Below are 19,310 nucleotides of genomic sequence, written 5' to 3' on the forward strand. Positions count from 1 at the left end.
ACGGCCCGCGCAGGCCGGCCGATAGTGGCTGGTGTGACGGTCCAGGAACAACTCTCCTTTGGCGTGCCCTCGGGCTCCGCCAGGGCGGTGGATGTCTATGACTTCCGCCGGCCCACCACTCTCGCGCGTGAACACTCACGCGTGCTCGAACTCGCCTTCGAGACGTTCGCGCGCCAGTGGGGCACGCAGCTCACCGCGAAGGTCCGCGTGATCTCGCAGGTGACCAGCGAGCAGGTCCTCATGCAGACGTACAACGAGTACGCCGCATCCCTGCCGCCCACGACGGCGATGGTCCTCTGCGCCATCCAGGAGCATGCCAGCAAGGCGGTCATCCAGTTCCCCGCGTCCGCGGGCCTGTACTGGGTCGACTCCATGCTCGGCGGCCACGGCACGGTCCCTCCCGGCGAGCGGAAGTTCACGCAGATCGAGCAGGCGCTGATCCGGCGCCTCATGGACGACGCCCTCGAGGGACTCCACTACTCGCTGGGCTCGGTCCTGACCCAGCAGCTGGGCATCGACTCGATCCAGTACAACTCCCAGTTCGCCCAGGCGGCGTCGACCACCGAGCTCATGATCGTCGGGACCTTCGAGATCCGCGTCGGTGAACGCTCCTGCCCGGCCACGGTCGCCATCCCGGCGCAGCTGCTGCTCGCGCAGCTGGGCGACGCGAACCCCACCGCCACCGGCGAGGACGCACGCGAACTGATCGAGCAGCAGGTCACGCACGTGCCGGTGGACGTCGCCGTGCAGCTCGCGGCGCTGCCCGTCCTGCCGTCCCGCATCCTCGACCTCGCCGTCGGGGACGTCCTGAAACTGCCGCACCCGCAGCACCGGCCCTTCGAGCTCGCCGTCAACGGGCAGCGGCTCGGCGAGGCGGCCCTGGGCCAGAACGGCTCCCGCCTTGCCTGCGTAGTAGTGACCACCGAGGAGAACACCGCACCATGAACACCACCACCGCCGAGCACGAGGCCGCAGCGTCCCTCGCAGCACGACTCCCGCTTCCCGGCCCCCTCACGGCCGAGCCCTGCAGCGCCTCCGAGGTGCCGTCCGCGAGCGCGTCCACCGCGATCGTCGCGTCCTTCGTGGGCGCGTCCTCCGCGGATCTCGCCGTCGTCCTGATCGACGCGCAGCCCCTCGCCGCCGCCGCCGGCACGTCGTCACCCCTCGTCTCCCCGGCCGACGTGCTCGTCCCCGCGCTCGAGGCGGCGTCGGCCGCACTCGGCGACGGCGTGCTCGGCGTCCCGGCGGTGCAGGACGCGCTGCCGCTGTTCCGCGACGCCGAGACCTCGGTGTTCCGCCTCGCCGGCAGGTCCGGTGCCGTGGGCTGGTTCGCCGTCCGCCTCCGCGGTGCCCGTCCGGGTGCAACCTCCCGCCGTTCCGCCGCCTCCGCCGGTGCCGCCAACCTCGGCCGCATCAGCAATGTGGAGATGGCCATGACCGTGGAGATCGGACGTACCCGGATGTCGGTGCGCGATGTCCTGGACCTCGAACCCGGCGCCGTGATCGAGCTCGACCGCTCGGCCGGCGCCCCGGCGGACGTGCTGCTCAACGGGCGCCTCGTCGCCCACGGCGAGGTGGTCGTCGTCGACCAGGACTACGCCGTCCGCATCACCCAGATCCTCGACGTCGCCGACGGCGCCCTCTAGTGGACGTCGTGGTCCTCGCGCTGAGGGTGCTCCTGTCCCTCGGCGTGGTACTCGCGCTGCTCTTCGTGCTGCACCGGAAGCTCTCGAAGGTCAACGGCGGCCGCGCCGGAGCCGGCCTCGTGTCCGTGGTGGCACGCCAGGGCATCGGCGCGAAGGCATCCCTCGTGGTGGTGGAGGCCGAGGGCACGCGCTTCTACCTGGGCGTGACCGAGCAGTCGGTGTCGGTCCTCCACTCCTCGGCCGCGCCACGCGCGCTGCAGGCCGTCCCGGAGTCCGACGACGCCGTGCCCGCGGTCCAGGCGCGGGCGGCCGCGACCTCCGCGGGACCGGGCACACCGGAACCGGCCGACGCCCGTTTCGCCGCATCCCTGCGGCTGGCCGCTACGGCTCCCGGTCCGGATCGCACCGCCGACGCCGAGCCGATCAGCCGCCGTGCCGCACGTGCAGCCCGATCAGCGGAGCCGGCGCATGCCGCCGCGACCCTCCAGGGGTCGATCCTGTCGCCCACCACCTGGAAGCAGACCGCAGCCTTCCTGCGCCAGGGACGGGCCGGGTGACGACGGCCGTCCTGCCGTCGGCACCCTCCGCACGCGGAACCCGCCTGGCCCGGTTCCCGCTCCTCCCGGCAGTCGCAGCCGTGCTGCTCGCCGTCGTCGTCGTCCTGCTCGGAGCCGCCGCCGGCCACGCCGGCGAACTGGATCCCGCCGTTCCCTCGCCCACGGCACCGTCCGTCCCCGCCGACCCCACGGCACCGGCCGAGCCGGGCAGCGGGGACGGGCTGTCCGTCGAGATCAACGGCGTCAACGGGGAACCGAGCTCGGCCGTCCTCACCCTCATCGGGATCACGCTGCTGTCCGTGGCGCCGGCACTGCTGCTGATGATGACGTCCTTCACGAAGATCTTCGTGGTGCTCGCGATGACGCGGAACGCGCTCTCGCTGCCGTCCATCCCGCCCAACCAGGTACTCGCGGGGCTGGCCCTGTTCCTGTCGCTGTTCATCATGGCGCCGGTCCTGACCGAGATCAACGACCTCGCCGTCCAGCCCTACCTCAGCGGCGCGACGACCTTCACCGAGGCCCTCACGGACGGCGCCCGCCCCCTGCAGACCTTCATGATGGCGCACACCCGTGAAGAGGACCTGGCACTCATGACGCGGGCCGCCGGCCAGCCGAACCCCGAGGACGCCGCGAGCGTCCCGCTGACCACCCTGATCCCGGCGTTCATGATCTCCGAGCTGCGGGCCGCCTTCATCATCGGCTTCGTGATCTTCGTGCCGTTCCTCGTGATCGACCTCGTGGTCTCCGCGGCGCTGATGTCCATGGGCATGATGATGCTCCCGCCGGTCATGATCTCGCTGCCCTTCAAGATCCTGCTGTTCGTCCTCGTGGACGGGTGGGGACTCATCATCACGTCCCTCATCAACAGCTACCAGGGCGGCTGAAGTGGATACCAACGCCGTCCTCGACATCGGGCTCGCCGGCATCTGGGCCGCGGCCAAGCTGTCCGCACCCGTGCTCCTGACCGCCCTCGTGGTGGGGTTCGCGATCTCGCTGCTGCAGTCCATCACGCAGATCCAGGAGGTCACGCTCTCCTTCGTGCCGAAGGCCGCCGCCGTCTGCCTCGCCCTGCTCGTCTGCGGCCACTGGATGATCTCCGAGATGATCTCGTTCACGCACGAGATGTTCGAGCGCATCCCCGGGCTCCTCGGGGGCGGCTGAGATGGAGATCGAACTCGACCAGGGCCGGATCGAAGCCGTCATGCTCGCCGGCGTGCGGATCGTCGCCTTCCTCGTGATCGCACCGCCCTTCTCGTACAAGGGCATCCCGGCACGCGTGAAGGCCATGCTCGCCGTCGGGCTGGCGCTCGCGGTGTCCCCGCAGGTCGCCGGGAGCTACGAGACGGGCGGCACGGGCCGGTACATCGGTGCCCTGGTCCTCGAACTCGTGGTCGGCGCCGCCCTGGGCTTCCTCGTGCTGGTCGTCTTCTCCGCGATCCAGTCCGCCGGGAGCCTGATCGACCTGTTCGGCGGGTTCTCCCTGGCCCAGGGATTCGATCCGCAGTCGATGGTCAACGGTGCCCAGTTCGCGCGCCTGTTCCAGCTCACGGCCCTGACGCTGCTCTTCACGTCCGACGGCTACCAGCTCATCATCGGAGGCCTGGTCCGGACCTTCAGCGCGCTGCCGCTCGGCGGGGGGCTGGATCTGGCCGAACCCGTCGAGGCGCTCACCGGCGCCGTCACCGGACTCTTCCTGGCCTCGGTCCAGATCGCCGGTCCGCTGATCGTGGTCCTCTTCCTGGCCGACGTCGGCCTCGGGCTCCTGACGCGCGTCGCACCGGCACTGAACGCCTTCGCGCTCGGGTTCCCGCTCAAGATCTTCATCACGCTCAGCCTCGGCGGCGTGGTGTTCGTCGCCCTGCCGCGCGTCGTCTCGACCCTCGCGGACGACGCCGCAGCACTCCTGATGGGGGTGGGCTGACATGGCGGAGGATTCCGGCGAGCGGACCGAGCAGGCCACCGACAAGCGGATGAGGGACGTCCGCTCCAAGGGCCAGCTCGCCAAGTCCGAGGACTTCACGGCGTGGGTGGGCGTCGGAGCGGCAGCGCTGATGCTGCCGTCCCTCATCTCCCGCTCGTCCGACGCCGCGACCGAACAGCTCGTCCGCGTGGCCGACACCATCGCGAACCCCGATCCCGCGTCGGCCCTCGACGCCCTCGCCGACGGCGGCGCGTCCCTGGGTGTCATCCTGGGCCCCTTCCTGGGTGTGCTGCTGGTGGCCGTGCTCGGTACCGCCGCCCTGCAGGGCGGCATCCACGTGAAGAAGTTCTCCGGCAAGCTCGAGCAGTTCAACGTGGTCAACGGCCTCAAGCGGATCCTCGGCGGACAGGCCCTGTGGCAGGGCGCGAAGGCGCTCCTGAAGACCGCCGTGGTCGGGCTGGTGCTCGTCGTCGTCGTGCAGAACCTCATGCCGGTGCTGATGGCCGCCGGGGGACTCTCGGTCGCCTCGCTCTTAAACACCGCGGGCGACGGCACCGCCGCGCTCCTGCGGGCCGCCGTCGTCGCCGGTCTGGCACTCGCGGCGATGGACGTCCTCGTGGTGATGCGCCGGAACCGCAAGAAGACCCGCATGACCAAGAAGGAGGTCAAGGACGAGAACAAGAACTCCGACGGCGACCCCCTCATCAAGTCCCAGCGGCGCTCCCGCCAGCTGGCGATGAGCCGCAACCGCATGATCGCCGCCGTGGGCGGCGCCGACGTCGTCCTCGTCAACCCGACGCACGTGGCGGTGGCGCTCACGTACGAGCCCGGGCGGTCCGCACCGCGCGTCGTCGCGAAGGGTTCGGGCGTGATCGCCGCGAAGATCCGCGAGGAAGCGGAGAAGAAGCAGGTGCCGATGGTCTCCGACATCCCGCTGGCCCGTGCGCTGCACGCCGCCTGCGAGCTCGGCCAGGAGATCCCGTTCGAGAACTACGACCAGGTGGCCCGCATCCTGGCGTTCGTCATGTCCCTCAGGACCCGGGGGGCCGCCCGCGGCCTCCACACCCTTCCCGCCCGACCCTCAGCCGCCGGAGGCTTCTAGACCATGCGTTCCTCCCTCCCGAAATTCCTGGTCCCGGTCGGCGTCGTCGGCATCATCCTGCTCCTCGTGGTGCCGGTGCCGTCGGTGCTGCTGGACGTGCTGATCATCGTCAACATCCTGCTGGCGCTCGTGATCCTGCTGAACACCATGTTCGTCCGCAAGCCCCTGGACTTCTCCGTGTTCCCCTCCCTGCTGCTCGTCGCGACGCTGTTCCGGCTCGGCCTGAACGTCGCCTCGACCCGGCTGGTGCTCGGAGACGGCTACGCGGGGGAGGTCATCGCGGCCTTCGGGCACGTCGCCGTCGGCGGCTCGATCATCATCGGCGCGGTGGTCTTCCTGATCCTCGTGGTGATCCAGTTCGTGGTGGTCACCAAGGGTGCCGAACGCGTGGCCGAGGTGGGCGCCCGCTTCACCCTGGACGCCATGCCGGGCAAGCAGATGGCCATCGACGCCGACCTCAACGCCGGACTGATCACGGACACGCAGGCGCGCGAACGCCGCGCGGAGGTGTCGGCGGAGGCCGACTTCTACGGGGCCATGGACGGTGCATCGAAGTTCGTGAAGGGCGATGCCATCGCCGGGATCATCATCATCATCATCAACATCGTCGGCGGCCTCGCGATCGGCATGCTGCAGGACGGCCTGCCCATCTCCGAGGCCCTCACCACCTACGGGCTGCTCACCATCGGCGACGGGCTCGTCACCCAGATCCCGGCACTGCTCATGGCCGTGTCCACCGGCATGATCGTCACGCGGTCCAACGCCGAGGCGGACATGGGCTCGACGGCGGCCCAGCAGCTCGGGCAGTCGCAGAACGCGCTGCGCATCGCGGGTGCGGCGGCGATCGTCATGGCGCTCATCCCGGGCATGCCGAAGCTGCCGTTCATCGTGGTGGGCGCAGGCCTGATCGTGATCGCGCAGCGGCTCAAGAAGTCCGACGACGACGCCCGCACCGCGGCGGCGGCCCTCGAGGCCGAAGCCGCCGCTCCGTCCGCCGACAGCACGGACGACCTGCTCGAGCAGATGCGCGTCCACGCCCTCGAGGTGCTGCTCGCACCGGACCTGGTGGACGTCGTCACCGGCGCTCCCGACGACCTCCTCGGACGCGTCCGCGCCCTGCGCCGCAAGGTCGCGCTGGAACTCGGGGTCGTCGTGCCTCCCGTCCGCACGCGGGACAGCATCGACCTGCCGCCCGCCACCTACGTCATCAAGATCGCGGGTGTCGAGGCCGGCCGGGGCGAGGCTCCGCGCGGCAAGGTCCTCGCGCTCGGCGACCACCTCGCGCACCTGCCCGGTGCCGCCGTCGTCGAGCCCGTCTTCGGACTCGCCGGGAAGTGGGTGCCCTCGGAGCTCCGGCACAATGCGGAGCTCGCCGGCGCCACCGTGATCGACCGCGTCTCGGTCCTCGTGACCCACCTGTCCTCGGTCATCACGGCCAACGCCGCACGGCTGCTGACGCGCGAGGACGTGCGGGTGCTGACCGACGGCGTCCGCCAGGTCAGCCCCTCCGCCGTCGAGGAGCTGGTTCCCGGACTGATGTCCCTCGCCGAGGTGCAGCGTGTGCTGCAGGGGCTGCTGTCCGAGCAGGTGCCGATCAACGACCTCGCCCGCATCTACGAGGCACTGACCCTGAAGGCGAAGTCCTCGTCCGATCCGGAGGGGCTGGTCGAGGCGGCCCGGCTGGCACTCGGGCCCGCCGTGACCCAACAGTATCTCGACGGCACGCTGCTGCGGGTCATCATGATCGATCCGCTGCTCGAGCAGTCCATGCTCGAGGGGCTGCGCCCGTCCGACCAGGGCACGCAGATCCTCCTCGATCCCGCACGGACCGAAGCCGTCCTCGCCTCGATCCGCTCCACGGTGGCCGATATCGAGGCCACCGGCCGTTCCGCGGTGCTGGTGTGCGCGCCGGCGCTGCGCCCCGCGCTCAAGCGGCTCGTGGGTCCCCAGGCGGCGGGGCTGCCGGTGCTCTCGTACCAGGAAGTGACGAGTGCGAACGTCGCCATCGAGACCATAGGAGTGGTGCGTGGCTCCGCAGTTATTTCATCTTGAGGGTCCCTCCCTCGAGGAGCTGAAGACCCAGGCCGCGGCCCTGTACGGTCCGCGGGCACTCATCGTGTCCGCGGAACTCGTCACGGTCGGCGGTATCCGCGGCGTACTCGCCCGCAGGCACTACGAGATCGTGGTCGAGGTGCCCGAGCCTGCCACCGGACACGCCGACGGCTACCGGTCCACGCCCGGTTCATCCCCTGGTTCCACCCCCGGTACCCGGCGGGGACGCCGCAGCGCCGCAGCGCCGGCGGGTATCGACGCCCTGCTCCAGCAGGCCGAGCTGGACGAGGTGCGGATAGCGGGCGGGTCCGCTCCCGCCGGGTCGCCGGCGGCAGGATCCCGGGGTGCCGCAGCCGGTGCCGGTGCCGCAGCCGGTGCCGGTGCCGGTGCCGCAGCCGGTGCAGCAGCCGGTGCCGGTGCTGCAGCCGGTTCCGGCAGGCCGGGATCCGGTGTGTCCGGCGCCGGTGCGGGGGAGCCCGCCGCCGTCTCGACGGACTCGGGCCTCTTCGCGGCGCTGATGGACAACCTCACCTTCGCGACCTCTCCCTCGACATCCGGTCCAGGTGCCGACCCGTCGGCCGCGCGGCGCCGGTCGGGCGACGACGCGCCGCAGGCACTCCCAGACGTCGGACCGACCCGGACCGGACCTCCCGCCGGACCGGTCACCACCGACCCTGTCGAGCCCGGATCGTCCGGATCGACGCCGTGGGGCGCGCGCCCGGACGACCGGCCCTCGACCGCGGCGGGTAGTAGTGAGGCATCCGACGGTGCACCCGCCGTCGTACCGCACCTTGCTGCGCACCCGGGCGACCCGGCACAGCTGCCCGACCTCGCGGGCCACGTCGTCGACACCTCCGCTGCACCCGACCCCGCGCCCGCGGTCCTCTCGGCACCCGGCGACCTCGTGATCATCGTCGGAGCGCCCGCCGTGGTCTGGGAGGTCGCGGCGTCCATGGCGGCGGCGTTCGGCCGGGGGGCCCCGGCCGCGGTCGCCGTCGCCGGACCGGAGGGCTGGCTGACCCGGGACGCACGCAGGATCGACGACCGCCTCGACGCCAACGCGGCCCGTGCCGCCGGAGTGGACGGCGGGCATCCGGTCTTCCTGGCGCTGTCCTCGGAGGATCCCGTGACCGACGCCCGGCTCCTGCTCGCCCTGCGCCCGGACCAGGTGTGGCTCGCGGTGGACGCCGGACGCAAGGAAGCGGACACTGCCGCCTGGGTCGGAGCCCTCCGCAGGAGCATGGAGCGCGCCGAGCTCGCGCCGTCGGGGCTGGCGGTCGTGGGATTGGGGTCGACGGCGACGCCGGGCACGGTGGACGCGCTCGGTCTGCCCGTGGGCTGGCGTGACGGCGGGTCCCCGGAATCCCCGACGCGGCGCCGCGCTGCCTCCGTCGGTCGACGCCGGGCCGAGTCCGCCGGGATAGAGTGAAACGATGCTTGTTCTAACGCGAAAGGTCGGCGAGCAGATCCTGATCGGCGACGACATCGTCATCACGGTGCTCGATTCCCGCGGTGACGGCATCCGCATCGGCATCGATGCCCCGCGCGGCGTGAAGATCCAGCGCGAGGAGGTCCTGCGTGCCGTCACGGAGGCGAACCTCGCCGCTGCGGCTGCCGACGCCGAGGCCGCCGATGCGCTCAAGGCGCTGCTCCGGTCCGGTGCGGTGGTCGCGGCGGAGGATCCTGCCGACGGGCCCGCCGATGCCCGCCGCGGTCCGGCCGACGGCGCCTAACAGACTCTCCCCGCACTGGCGAGCAATCCGGATCCCTGATTCTGCGTTGTCGCCCGAAATCCGCCGGACCTAGCCTGACACCACCTGTTCATACCAACACGGAGGTGCCTCATGGCTACTGGAGAAACCGGATTCGACGACGTCTCTTTCGACCTCATCTCGCTGCAGTACCACTCGCTCAAGGCAGGGCACGACTACGGGCAGTACGTGCGTGACGCCCGGAACGCCGGTCGCGACGACATCGCCGAGTTCTTCGAGCAGGTCATGGCCCAGGACTCCGAGCGCGCCGCGAAGTGCCATGCGTTCCTCGGTGAGCTGACGAAGTCCGACGAGTCCGGTCCCGCGATGAGCTGACCATCGTCCGCCGGCAGTGGCAGGTGCCTGCGGGCGCCCGCCACTGCCGTGTCTCGGGGGAACGGACGCACGGAAAAGCCCCGGCGGCGTACCGTCCGGGGCTTAGGTGGAGCCTCCTGCCAGAGTCGAACTGGCGACCTTCTCATTACGAGTGAGACGCTCTACCGACTGAGCTAAGGAGGCAATGCTTCCCGGTCCGGGCGATGCCCGGGGCCGATCCACAAGCCCCAACTTTATAGGAGGTTCCGGCCCGGGGTCAAAATGGGCGCGAGGTCCCGGAGCCGGCCCTCAGCAGCGGGTCCCGTCCTCCGGCACCGTCCCGTCGATGAAGTAGGAATCGACGGTGTCCCGGATGCAGTCGTTGGACCGGCCGTAGGCGGTGTGCCCCTCACCCTGCCAGGTCACGTGCACACCGGATTCGAGCTGGTCCGCCAGCGCGGTGGACCAGGCGTACGGCGTGGCCGGATCACCGGTGGTGCCGATGACCACGATCGGGTCGGCGCCTTCGGCCTGCAGGGGGGCCGGGCCAAGCACCGGCGGATACGCCCACGGCGCGCACAGCACGCCGCCGTAGGCGAGGAACCGGCCGAACGTCGGCGACGCCGCCAGGAGCTCCTGCTCGTCGGCCCGCATCTGCGCCGGATCGCTCGTCATCGGGTAGTCGAGGCAGTTCACGGCGAGGAACGCCGCCGTCGAATTCGTGGCGTAGGTCCCGTCCGGCCGGCGCTCCGCCGAGAGATCGGCGAGGCGCAGCATGGCGTTCATGTCACCCGCCAGGGCCGAGGCCACGGCCTGCGTCAGGGTGGGCCAGTTCCCGTTGTCGTAGAGCGGCAGGATGAACCCCTGGACGAACGTGCTGATCGGGACCAGCCGTCCGTCCTCGGCCCGCGACGGCTCGCGTTCGACCGCGGCGAAGAGGTCCCGGATCCGGGCCACGCCGTCGTCGACCGTGCCCGGATAGGGGCAGTCGGCGCCCTGCTGGCAATCCGCGACGTAGGCGCGGAGGGCGTTCTCGAACCCGCTCGCCTGGCCGAGCGTGATGTTCTCGTTGCTCAGGGACGGGTCGATCGCCCCGTCGAGGACGAGCCGGCCCGCCCGCTCGGGGAAGAGATCGGCGTAGGTCGCCCCCAGCTGCGTCCCGTAGGAGAACCCGAGGTAGTTCAGCTTCTCGTCGCTGACCACGGCGCGCAGGATGTCCATGTCGCGGGCCGCCGATTCCGTGTCCACGAAGCCGAGCAGTTCCCCGGTGCGCTGGGCGCACAGGCCGGCGTACTCCTCCGCGTCGGCCGTCATGAGCGCCATCAGTTCCTCCTCGGAGGCGTCCACGGGGTAGCTCTCCTGCCGCGCCTCGTCGAGCTCCGCGTCGGTGTAGCACTTCACAGCACTGGACCGGTTCACTCCGCGGGGGTCGAAGCCGAGGACGTCGAAGTCCTCGCGCAGTCGCTCACTCGTGACGTAGTCGAGCGAGTCCCTGACGATGTTGAAGCCGGAGCCGCCGGGTCCGCCGTGATTGACCAGGACGGTTCCCTGAGCCTCGCCCGTCGCATCCGAGCGGATGGCGGCGATCTCGATGCTGCTGCGGCCGGGGTCGCTGTAGTCCAGCGGGACCTCGATGGTGGCGCACGAGAAGGATCCCTCGCAGCCCTTCCACTGCACTTCCTGCGTGTAGAAGTCGCGGAGGTCCTCGTCCACCTCGCCGATCGCGGCGGGATCGGCCGTCTCCACGCCGGTCGCGGGCGCTTCCTTCCCCGAGGGGGAGAACAGCGTGCAGCCGGAGAGCCCGAGCACGACGGCGGCGGACGCCGCGAGGAAGGCCATGCTCCGACGGCGCGGTGTGCGGTCGGGGGAGTCGAGCGGTCCGAGGGTCATCGGTCGAGGTCCTTCCGGGACAGGAGGCTCACGGTCATGGCTTCGATCGCGAGGAGCGGGGACACATTGGTGCTGACGAGGCGTGTGCGGACCTCGTTGATGGCTTCGAGCCGCAGGAGGGTGTCCTCGGAGCTCTCCCTCCGGGCGAACTCCTCGAGCTCGGGTCGCAGGGGCTCGTTGACGAGCGATTGCCCGCTGGAGAGCTGCAGCATGAGCACGTCCCGGTAGAAGGAGATGAGATCCGTCAGGGCGCGGTCGAAGTAATCGTTCTTGGAACGCTTGGCGCGCCGGGTCTGGTCCTCCTCGAGGCGCTTGATCTGTGCCCGCATGGACGGCGGCAGGGTGCCGGTCTCCGGCGCCCCGAGGGTGGCGAGCAGTGCGGCCCGCTCCTCGGCGTCGCGCTGCTCGAAGGAGCTCTGCGCCTCCGCCTCGGCGAGTTTCACGAGATCCGCCGCGGCACGCATGGCTCCGGCGACGGAGCGCAGCGTCAGCGGCAGCCGGACGATCTGGTTGCGTCGTTCCCGCGCGCCGTCGTCGGTCGCGAGCCTCTTCGCCACCCCGACGTGGCTCTGCGCGGCCCGGGCGGCCGCTTCCGCCGTGGCGGGGTCGATGCCGTCGCGTGCCACGAGCAGGTCCGCGACGTCCTGCACCGGCGGCAGACGGAGTCCCACGGACCGGCAGCGCGACCGGATGGTGACGAGGACGTCGCCGGGACTGGGGGCGCAGAGCAGCCAGATGGTCCGCGGGGGTGGCTCCTCGATGGCCTTGAGCAGCACGTTGGTGCTGCGCTCCTGCATGCGGTCGGCGTCCTCGACGATGATGATCCGCCAGCGGCCGGTGGACGGCTTGTCCTGGGCCTTGCGGACGAGTTCGCGCGCCTCGTCGATGCTGATCGTCACCTTCTCGGTGGTGACGTTCGTGAGGTCGGCGTGCGTTCCCGAGAGGACCGTACGGCACGCCTTGCAGGTACCGCAGCCGCGGTCGCCCAGCGACTCGCGGTCGCAGAGCAGCGCGGCCGCGAAGGCCCGGGCGGCGTTCGACCGGCCGGAGCCGGGCGGTCCCGTGAACAGCCAGGCATGGGTCGGTGCGCCGGACTCGGCGGCCCGACGCAGCTGCTCGACCACCTGTTCCTGTCCGCGCAGCTCGGCCCACACGCCGGTCGCCGGGAGACTGTGCCCGATGGTGCTCATGCCGCTACCCGGGGCAGCGCTCCGAGGATCGCCCGGTGGAGTTCCTCGGGCGTGTCGGACGCGGCCAGCACGAGATAGCGTCCGGGCTCCTGCCGGGCGAGGTCCAGGAACGCGGACCGGATGCCGGCGTGGAAACCGTCGGGCTCGGACTCGAGCCGGTCCTCCGCGGCGGCGCCGGCCGTACGGCGGCTGCGGCCCTCTGCGGGGTCGACGTCGAGCAGCACCGTCAGGTCGGGGCGGAGGCCGTCCGTGGCCCAGAGGTTCACGTCGAGCACGGCCTGTGCCCCGAGGCCGCGTCCCGCCCCCTGATAGGCGACGGAGGAGTCGATGTAGCGGTCGCACACGACGACGTCGCCGCGCTCCAGGGCCGGCACGATCACCTGCTGCACGTGCGCGGCACGGGACGCCGCGAACAGGAGGGCCTCCGTCCGCGCGTCGATCTCGCCGTGCCCATGCTCGAGGACGAGGGACCGCAGTTTCTCGCCGATGACGGTGCCGCCCGGTTCGCGGGTACGCACGACCGTGCGGCCGCTGTCCGCGAGCGCCCGGCAGAGCATCGCCGCCTGGGTGGACTTGCCGGCGCCGTCACCGCCCTCGAGCACGAGGAAGAGCCCGGGAAGCCCGTGCGGGAGGGGAAAGGTCACGCGCCAAGCCTACCGAGTGCGGAGGACGTTTACCCGCGGTAACACTCGCCCGGCACGTGCCGGTCCCACGGACCCGGCGCTAGTCTCGTGGAATGGCACTCGAGCTCACGGACCTGGCCCCGGACACCCTCACCGTCGCGGCAGGACGTCCTCCCCGCGAGCACGACTCGCCCGTCAACGCACCGATCGTCCTCTCGACGACGTACCACGAGACGCGCGCACCGGAGGCGGGCGACCGCATCTACGCGCGCGGCTCCAACCCCACCTGGGACCCCTTCGAGGAGGCGCTGGGCGCACTCGAGGGGGCGGACCTCCCCGCCCTCGTCTTCGGCTCGGGTCTCGGGGCGGCCGCCGCCGCGCTGTCCCTCGTGCCCACCGGGGGAGCCGTCGTCATGCCCCGCCACGCCTACGCCGGCTCGATCAGCCTCGCCGCGGACCTCGCCGCGCAGGGCCGCTTCGAGCTGCACGCCGTCGACATCGCCGACACCGCGGCGGTCCTCGCACTCCTCGACGCGCTCGCCGGGCGGTTCGACGCCGGCCAGGTCATGCTCTGGCTCGAGAGCCCCACGAACCCGATGCTCGAGGTCGCGGAGCTGTCCGTCCTGACCGACGCCGCCCACGCGACCGGCGCCGTCGTCGTCGCGGACAACACCTTCAACACGCCCATCGTCCACCGGCCGCTCGAAGCCGGCGTCGATGTCGTCCTCCACTCCGTCACCAAGTGGCTGGCCGGCCACTCCGACGTCGTCCTCGGTGCACTCGTCACCTCGGAGGCGGACCTGCGCGCGCGGCTCCTGGCGCACCGCACCCTGCACGGCGCCATCGCCGGGCCGTTCGAGGTCTGGCTCGCCCTGCGCGGACTGCGCACGCTCGCACTGCGGATGGAGCGGAGCCAGTCCACGGCCGCGTCGCTCGCGCACCGGCTCGCCGACCATCCCGCCGTGCGCCGTGTGCGCTACCCGGGGCTGCCGACGGACCCGGGCCACGAGCGCGCTGCCGCCCAGTTCAACGGCTTCGGCGGCATCGTCAGCATCGAGCTCGAGGACGTCGCCACGGCCGACGCCCTGGTCTCGGCGGTGCAACTCTGGCTGCCCGCGACCTCGCTCGGCGGCGTGGAGTCGCTGGTCGAACGGCGACGGCGCCAGCCCGCCGAACCGGTCACCGTCCCGGAATCGCTCGTGCGCCTGTCGGTCGGTATCGAGAACCCCGACGACCTGTGGGCGGACCTCGAGCAGGCGCTCCGCCGTGCAGTGGGCGGGCGGGACGGCGGTCTCTGATCCTGCAGGGCGCCGCGGGCACGCCGGGCGGCGTCCCGGTGCGCCTCGGAGTGCAGGCCAGCTAAGCTGACTGCGTGGCTCTCGTATACGGCATCCAGTACTACCTGTACCTCGCGCTCGGCCTCGTGGCGCTGGGGATCGAGGTGTGGGCCTTCTCCGACTGCATCCGGCGTCCCGGGACGTCCTTCGAGGCGGCGTTCAAGCGGACCAAGGGTTTCTGGCTCGCCCTCACCGGTGGTGCCGTGGTCGTCGGACTGCTGTCGGCCCTCAGCGGCCGCGGCGGCTTCAACCTCTTCCAGCTGGTCGCCATCGTCGCTGCCTGCGTCTACCTCGCGGATGTGAAGCCCGCCGTGAGCCAGACCTCCGGCCGCGGCGGGAACCAGGGCCCGTACGGTCCCTGGTAGGCCGCCGCTAGCCGGGCGCGACCGCGCTCCAGGCCACGGTCACCTCACCCAGCCGCCAGCGTGACGCGTCGCCCAGCAGAGGCCACCCGTCGCCCTTCATCGCACGGCACGTCTCGACCCACCGCTGCCGGTTCCCGAACGATGCGAGCGCTGCGGCATCGAGCCAGGCCCTGTCCAGGGCGCGCAGGTAGCCGTGGACGCGTTCGCCCTCGACGTTCCGGTGGATCAGCGCCTTCGGGAGACGTTCCGCCACATCGGACGGGAGCGTGAAGGCACCGAACCGGAGCGAGATGCTCAGCGACACCGGTCCCTCCGGATCGAGAGCCGCCCACGTCGACCGGCGCCCGATCTCGTCGCACGTCCCGTCGACGAACAGCCCGCCCGGCGCCAGTCGGGAGCGCACCTCGTCCCAGTAGGCCGCGTACTCCTCCTCGCCGTACTGCCGCAGCACGTTGAAGGCACGCACGAGAACGGGCCGCCGCCCGTCGAGCGGCAGTTCGAACCCGCCCTGCCGGAAGGCTAGGCCCGGGCGGGCGAGGGGTGCCGCCGCCGCCACGCGTGCCGGATCGATCTCGATCCCGACCACCTCGACGTCGTCGCGTACGGCCCGCAGGCGCGTGAACAGTTCGACGGCGGTGACCGGAGCCGCTCCGTACCCGAGGTCGACGACGAGCGGATCGACCGCACGGCGGAGGCGGTACGCCTCGGGGCCGGCGAGCCAGCGGTCCACGCGGCGCAGGCGGTTGGGGTTCGTGGTGCCGCGCGTGATGGTCCCGAGGGGCTTCGGGGAACGGGGACGCGGGGGCACCCATCAAGGGTAGGACACCCGCTTAACACTGGGCGGAACAGGCCGCCTCCGGCATGACCCGTGCAGCGCGATACGGCAGACTAGGACGCATGACCTACACACTGATCCTGCTGCGCCACGGGCAGAGCGAATGGAACGAGAAGAACCTCTTCACCGGCTGGGTGGACGTGGCCCTGACGGAGAAGGGCCGCGAGGAGGCCACCCGCGGCGGCCACCTGCTGACGGAGGCCGGCATCCTCCCCGACATCGTCTACACGTCCCGGCAGAAGCGCGCGATCATCACCGCGAATCTCGCGCTCGAGGCCGCCGACCGCAGCTGGATCGACGTCAAGCGCAACTGGCGCCTCAACGAGCGCCACTACGGCGCGCTGCAGGGCAAGGACAAGGCCCAGACCCTCGCGGAGTACGGCGAGCAGCAGTTCATGGAGTGGCGCCGGTCCTACGACACCCCGCCGCCGCCCCTCGACGACGCCAGCGAGTACTCGCAGGTGAACGACCCGCGCTACGCGGACCTCGGCGACGACGTCCCCCGCACGGAGTGCCTCAAGGACGTCCTCGAGCGCTTCCTGCCGTACTGGGAGTCCGACATCACGGTGGACATCCGGGCCGGCAGGACCGTCCTGATCGCCGCCCACGGCAACTCGCTGCGCGCCCTCGTGAAGCACCTCGACGGCATCAGCGACAAGGACATCGCCGCGCTGAACATCCCCACCGGGATCCCCCTCGTGTACGAGCTCGACGACGACCTCAAGCCCGTGAAGGCCGGTGGCACCTACCTCGACGCCGATGCCGCAGCCGCGGCCATCGAGGCCGTCGCGAACCAGGGCAAGCACTAGTCCCGACGCCCGGACAGGAACGACGGCGGTCCCTGCGGGGGCCGCCGTCGTTCTCGTCCTGTCCGGGCCTCCCGGCCCGGTGGATCAGCTCAGCGGTGCGCTGGGCTGCCACTCGCCCGTGACGAGGTAGGCGACCTTGCGGGCCACCGAGACGCCGTGGTCCGCGAAGCGCTCGTAGTAGCGGCTCGCGAGCGTGACGTCGACGGTCGTGGGCGCGCTCTCGTTCCAGTCCTCCGCGGCGACGGCCTTGAAGACGCTGGCGTGCAGCTCGTTCACGCGGGCGTTGGCGGCATTGATCTCGTTGCTCAGCTCGAGGTTGCGGGTCTCCAGGAGTTCGGTGACCTTGGCAGCGATCTGCACGTCCAGCTCGGCGAGCTCGTCGAACGTGGGCCGGATCCCCTCGGGGATGACGTTCGCGGGGAAGCGCAGCCGGGCGAGCTGCGCCACGTGGCGGGCGAGGTCGCCCATGCGCTCGAGCGATGCGCTCATCCGCAGGGCACCGACGATCATGCGGAGGTCGGACGCCACCGGCCCCTGGAGTGCGAGGACGTCGATCGCACGCTCGTCGAGGGAGTTCTGGAGGAAGTCGATCCGCGCGTCCGCGGCGATGACCTCCTGCGCGAGCTCGGTATCGGCACCCTGGAAAGCGCTGTTGGCCTTCTGGATGGCCTCGGACACCAGCTGCGAGATCTCGATCAGCTCCTCGCCGATCTGGTGTAGCTCGGCCTGAAAAACCTTGCGCACGTGGGCTTCCTTCCCTGGAAGTTCGAATCGACCGTTGTCACAGTTCCGCCGACGACACTTCCAGCCAGCGGTGAACTGTTTCCCCGCTTCCGATGAACGTTAGTTGAACCCCTTATCTATTGCCACCGGATCGGCCGGGACCGCCGGGGACAGCGCATAAGCTATGTCCGTGGACCCCCTTCTCCTGACGCTCGTGGCCGGGCTGGTCGGCCTCGCCCTCGGCGTGAGCGGCATGGCGGCGTTCCGTGCGAGCGAGGCGCAGCGGCTCCGGCTCCTCTACGAGGACGAACCCACGCTGCCCGACGGCGCCGCGGAGGTCCTCTCGATCATCGGACGCGCGTACGTCATCGTGGACGCGATCGACGGCGTGGTCCGCGCGAGCCCGGCCGCGTACGCGTTCGGCCTGGTCCGGGGACACACCATGGTCCACTCGGAGCTGCTGGACCTCACGGCGCGCGTGCGGCGCGACGGCGTGATCGAGCAGCAGCAGCTCGAGCTGCCCCGCGGGCCGCTGGGGCAGGGCACCATCGTGGTCCAGGTCCGCGTCGCCGCCCTCGGCGCCGAGTACATCCTGATCCTCGCGGACGACCGCACGGAGATCACGCGCAGCGAGGAGATCCGCAACGACTTCGTCGCGAACGTCTCGCACGAACTGAAGACGCCGGTGGGTGCCATCTCCCTCCTGGCCGAGGCCATCGACGAGGCCGCCGAGGACGAGATCGCCGTGCGGCGCTTCGCCCAGCGCATGCACAAGGAGTCCGGGCGCCTGTCCGCGCTGGTCCAGGACATCATCGAGCTCTCCCGGCTGCAGGGCGCCGACGTCGTGCGCCGCGGGAAGCCAGTGGACGTCAACTCGGTGATCGCGGAGGCCGTGGACCGCAACAAGCTGCCCGCCGAGAGCAAGCAGATCGACATCGTGGTCGGCGGCTCCGTGGCGACGCCGGTGTACGGCGACCGCGAACTCCTCATGACGGCCTTCCGCAACCTCATCGACAACGCCATCCGCTACTCGCCCGAGGGCACGAGGGTCGGCGTCGGGGTCCGGGCCAGGGACGGACTGGTCCAGGTGTCGGTCACGGACCAGGGCTCGGGCATCACGCCGGAGGAGCAGGAGCGCATCTTCGAACGGTTCTACCGGATCGACGCCGCACGGTCACGGCAGACGGGCGGCACGGGCCTGGGCCTCAGCATCGTCAAGCACGTCGTGTCCAACCACGGCGGTGAGGTGACCGTCTGGTCGCAGGCCGGCCAGGGCAGTACCTTCACGGTCCGCCTGCCGGAGATGGAGGGGACCCCCGACGACGCGGTCGGCGACGCGGTCCCGGGTGGAGCCGCCGCGGCGGCTGCGGACCGGGCCGCGCAGGGGCCGGACAGGACGTCAGGGAAGAAGGACAGCGCCGCTGTCCATGAGCAGGGAGTCAAGGCTTGAGCCGCATTCTGATCGTCGAGGACGAGGAGTCGTTCAGCGACCCGCTGTCCTACCTCCTCGGCAAGGAAGGCTTCGAGGTGTCCGTCGTGGACAACGGCCTCGACGCCGTGACCGAGTTCGACCGCACCGGTGCGGACCTCGTGCTGCTGGACCTCCAGCTGCCGGGGCTCTCCGGGACGGAGGTGTGCCGCCAGCTGCGCCAGCGCTCGAGCGTCCCGGTCATCATGCTCACGGCGAAGGACGCCGAGATCGACAAGGTGGTGGGCCTGGAGCTCGGCGCCGACGACTACGTGACCAAGCCGTACTCGTCGAGGGAACTGGTGGCGCGCGTCCGGGCGGTCCTGCGGCGCCAGGGCGAGCCCGAGGAGCTGATCCCGAACACCATCCAGGCCGGACCGGTCCGCATGGACATCGAGCGCCACGTGGTCAGCGTCGACGGCGAACAGGTGGCGCTTCCCCTGAAGGAGTTCGAGCTGCTCGAGATGCTGCTGCGGAACTCCGGCAGGGTCCTGACGCGCGGCCAGCTCATCGATCGCGTCTGGGGCTCCGACTACGTGGGGGACACCAAGACCCTCGACGTCCACGTCAAGCGGCTGCGCGGGAAGGTCGAACCCGACCCCTCGAACCCCCGCTACCTCATCACCGTGCGAGGGCTCGGCTACAAGTACGAGCCCTGAGCCGCGCGGGGCTCCCGTGGTCCGGCGGGGAGCCAGGACCGGGACGCCCCGGTGCTGCGGCACGGAC

Annotated in this window: 21 protein-coding genes and 1 tRNA gene; 16 read left to right on the forward strand and 6 right to left on the reverse strand. The window is 71.0% G+C overall.

What is annotated here, in order from left to right; genetic code table 11:
* Positions 1–33: 33 nt before the first annotated feature.
* From ACX80L_RS09755 to ACX80L_RS09805, 11 genes are all read left to right on the forward strand, one after another.
* Positions 34–945 (forward strand): flagellar motor switch protein FliM, encoded by a 912-nt coding sequence (locus ACX80L_RS09755; protein ID WP_459268913.1) that lies wholly within the window; start codon positions 34–36, stop codon positions 943–945.
* A complete protein-coding gene (gene fliN, locus ACX80L_RS09760; RefSeq protein WP_459289292.1) occupies positions 942–1,646 on the forward strand; it encodes a flagellar motor switch protein FliN in 705 nt (234 codons plus the stop codon). Before ACX80L_RS09755 ends, fliN begins: the two co-directional genes overlap by 4 nt.
* Positions 1,646–2,203, forward strand: a complete 558-nt coding sequence (locus ACX80L_RS09765) for a FliO/MopB family protein (RefSeq protein ID WP_459289294.1) — start codon at positions 1,646–1,648, stop codon at positions 2,201–2,203. The genes fliN and ACX80L_RS09765 overlap by 1 nt, the downstream gene beginning before the upstream one ends.
* On the forward strand, positions 2,200–3,087 hold the full coding sequence (gene fliP, locus ACX80L_RS09770) for a flagellar type III secretion system pore protein FliP (protein ID WP_459289296.1): 888 nt from the start codon (positions 2,200–2,202) through the stop codon (positions 3,085–3,087). The genes ACX80L_RS09765 and fliP overlap by 4 nt, the downstream gene beginning before the upstream one ends.
* 1 nt (position 3,088) lies before the next feature.
* Positions 3,089–3,364, forward strand: a complete 276-nt coding sequence (gene fliQ, locus ACX80L_RS09775; protein WP_208739138.1) for a flagellar biosynthesis protein FliQ — start codon at positions 3,089–3,091, stop codon at positions 3,362–3,364.
* Between the two features lies 1 nt (position 3,365).
* On the forward strand, positions 3,366–4,124 hold the full coding sequence (locus ACX80L_RS09780) for a flagellar biosynthetic protein FliR (protein WP_133080413.1): 759 nt from the start codon (positions 3,366–3,368) through the stop codon (positions 4,122–4,124).
* A 1-nt stretch (position 4,125) separates the two neighbouring features.
* Complete coding sequence (locus ACX80L_RS09785) at positions 4,126–5,226, forward strand: EscU/YscU/HrcU family type III secretion system export apparatus switch protein (protein WP_459289299.1); 1,101 nt, start codon at positions 4,126–4,128, stop codon at positions 5,224–5,226.
* A gap of 3 nt (positions 5,227–5,229) precedes the next feature.
* Positions 5,230–7,278 carry a flagellar biosynthesis protein FlhA gene (locus ACX80L_RS09790; RefSeq protein WP_459289301.1) on the forward strand — a complete coding sequence of 683 codons (2,049 nt, stop codon included), beginning with the start codon at positions 5,230–5,232 and terminating at the stop codon, positions 7,276–7,278.
* Positions 7,253–8,707: a hypothetical protein gene (locus ACX80L_RS09795; protein WP_459289303.1), complete on the forward strand. Its 1,455-nt coding sequence runs from the start codon at positions 7,253–7,255 to the stop codon at positions 8,705–8,707. The genes ACX80L_RS09790 and ACX80L_RS09795 overlap by 26 nt, the downstream gene beginning before the upstream one ends.
* Positions 8,708–8,711: 4 nt before the next feature.
* Positions 8,712–9,011, forward strand: a complete 300-nt coding sequence (gene csrA, locus ACX80L_RS09800) for a carbon storage regulator CsrA (protein WP_459289305.1) — start codon at positions 8,712–8,714, stop codon at positions 9,009–9,011.
* 111 nt (positions 9,012–9,122) lie between these two features.
* A complete protein-coding gene (locus ACX80L_RS09805) occupies positions 9,123–9,365 on the forward strand; it encodes an acyl carrier protein (protein WP_133080418.1) in 243 nt (80 codons plus the stop codon).
* 107 nt (positions 9,366–9,472) lie between these two features.
* Here the strand turns inward: ACX80L_RS09805 and ACX80L_RS09810 are convergent.
* The 4 genes from ACX80L_RS09810 to tmk all read right to left on the reverse strand — a co-directional run bounded on the left by ACX80L_RS09810 (position 9,473) and on the right by tmk (position 13,068).
* Positions 9,473–9,548, reverse strand: a tRNA-Thr gene (locus ACX80L_RS09810).
* Positions 9,549–9,653: 105 nt separating this feature from the next.
* On the reverse strand, positions 9,654–11,234 hold the full coding sequence (locus ACX80L_RS09815; RefSeq protein ID WP_459289307.1) for an alpha/beta hydrolase: 1,581 nt from the start codon (positions 11,232–11,234) through the stop codon (positions 9,654–9,656).
* Positions 11,231–12,424 (reverse strand): DNA polymerase III subunit delta', encoded by a 1,194-nt coding sequence (locus ACX80L_RS09820; RefSeq protein WP_133080420.1) that lies wholly within the window; start codon positions 12,422–12,424, stop codon positions 11,231–11,233. Before ACX80L_RS09820 ends, ACX80L_RS09815 begins: the two co-directional genes overlap by 4 nt.
* Entirely contained in the window at positions 12,421–13,068 is a 648-nt protein-coding gene (gene tmk / locus ACX80L_RS09825) for a dTMP kinase (RefSeq protein WP_133080421.1), read from the reverse strand. Before tmk ends, ACX80L_RS09820 begins: the two co-directional genes overlap by 4 nt.
* 92 nt (positions 13,069–13,160) lie before the next feature.
* Between tmk and ACX80L_RS09830 the strand changes: the two genes are divergently transcribed.
* Both ACX80L_RS09830 and ACX80L_RS09835 read left to right on the forward strand, forming a co-directional pair.
* On the forward strand, positions 13,161–14,345 hold the full coding sequence (locus ACX80L_RS09830; RefSeq protein ID WP_459289309.1) for a trans-sulfuration enzyme family protein: 1,185 nt from the start codon (positions 13,161–13,163) through the stop codon (positions 14,343–14,345).
* 74 nt (positions 14,346–14,419) lie between these two features.
* A complete protein-coding gene (locus ACX80L_RS09835; protein ID WP_459289311.1) occupies positions 14,420–14,749 on the forward strand; it encodes a DUF2516 family protein in 330 nt (109 codons plus the stop codon).
* 7 nt (positions 14,750–14,756) lie between these two features.
* Here ACX80L_RS09835 and ACX80L_RS09840 read toward each other — a convergent pair whose 3' ends face one another.
* A complete protein-coding gene (locus ACX80L_RS09840; RefSeq protein ID WP_459289313.1) occupies positions 14,757–15,557 on the reverse strand; it encodes a class I SAM-dependent methyltransferase in 801 nt (266 codons plus the stop codon).
* 89 nt (positions 15,558–15,646) lie between these two features.
* On the opposite strand from ACX80L_RS09840, the gene ACX80L_RS09845 reads away from it, so the two are divergent.
* Entirely contained in the window at positions 15,647–16,393 is a 747-nt protein-coding gene (locus ACX80L_RS09845) for a phosphoglyceromutase (RefSeq protein WP_459289315.1), read from the forward strand.
* 84 nt (positions 16,394–16,477) lie between these two features.
* Here ACX80L_RS09845 and phoU read toward each other — a convergent pair whose 3' ends face one another.
* Entirely contained in the window at positions 16,478–17,137 is a 660-nt protein-coding gene (gene phoU, locus ACX80L_RS09850; RefSeq protein ID WP_133080426.1) for a phosphate signaling complex protein PhoU, read from the reverse strand.
* A 163-nt stretch (positions 17,138–17,300) separates the two neighbouring features.
* Between phoU and ACX80L_RS09855 the strand changes: the two genes are divergently transcribed.
* Both ACX80L_RS09855 and ACX80L_RS09860 read left to right on the forward strand, forming a co-directional pair.
* Positions 17,301–18,566: an ATP-binding protein gene (locus ACX80L_RS09855; protein ID WP_133080427.1), complete on the forward strand. Its 1,266-nt coding sequence runs from the start codon at positions 17,301–17,303 to the stop codon at positions 18,564–18,566.
* Positions 18,563–19,243, forward strand: coding sequence for a response regulator transcription factor (locus ACX80L_RS09860; protein WP_133080428.1), 681 nt, complete (start codon positions 18,563–18,565; stop codon positions 19,241–19,243). The genes ACX80L_RS09855 and ACX80L_RS09860 overlap by 4 nt, the downstream gene beginning before the upstream one ends.
* The last annotated feature ends 67 nt before the right edge of the window (positions 19,244–19,310 follow it).

The sequence above is a fragment of the Arthrobacter sp. MDT1-48-3 genome, from assembly GCF_054511015.1.

Bases quoted from the DNA above. Each gene is read 5' to 3' on its own strand.
- ACX80L_RS09780 (WP_133080413.1), top strand. From the start codon at position 3,366: ATGGAGATCGAACTCGACCAGGGCCGGATCGAAGCCGTCATGCTCGCC.
- ACX80L_RS09785 (WP_459289299.1), top strand. From the start codon at position 4,126: ATGGCGGAGGATTCCGGCGAGCGGACCGAGCAGGCCACCGACAAGCGG.
- ACX80L_RS09790 (WP_459289301.1), top strand. From the start codon at position 5,230: ATGCGTTCCTCCCTCCCGAAATTCCTGGTCCCGGTCGGCGTCGTCGGC.
- ACX80L_RS09845 (WP_459289315.1), top strand. From the start codon at position 15,647: ATGACCTACACACTGATCCTGCTGCGCCACGGGCAGAGCGAATGGAAC.
- ACX80L_RS09830 (WP_459289309.1), top strand. From the start codon at position 13,161: ATGGCACTCGAGCTCACGGACCTGGCCCCGGACACCCTCACCGTCGCG.
- ACX80L_RS09815 (WP_459289307.1), bottom strand. From the start codon at position 11,234: ATGACCCTCGGACCGCTCGACTCCCCCGACCGCACACCGCGCCGTCGG.
- ACX80L_RS09820 (WP_133080420.1), bottom strand. From the start codon at position 12,424: ATGAGCACCATCGGGCACAGTCTCCCGGCGACCGGCGTGTGGGCCGAG.
- ACX80L_RS09805 (WP_133080418.1), top strand. From the start codon at position 9,123: ATGGCTACTGGAGAAACCGGATTCGACGACGTCTCTTTCGACCTCATC.
- csrA (WP_459289305.1), top strand. From the start codon at position 8,712: ATGCTTGTTCTAACGCGAAAGGTCGGCGAGCAGATCCTGATCGGCGAC.
- fliN (WP_459289292.1), top strand. From the start codon at position 942: ATGAACACCACCACCGCCGAGCACGAGGCCGCAGCGTCCCTCGCAGCA.
- ACX80L_RS09855 (WP_133080427.1), top strand. From the start codon at position 17,301: ATGTCCGTGGACCCCCTTCTCCTGACGCTCGTGGCCGGGCTGGTCGGC.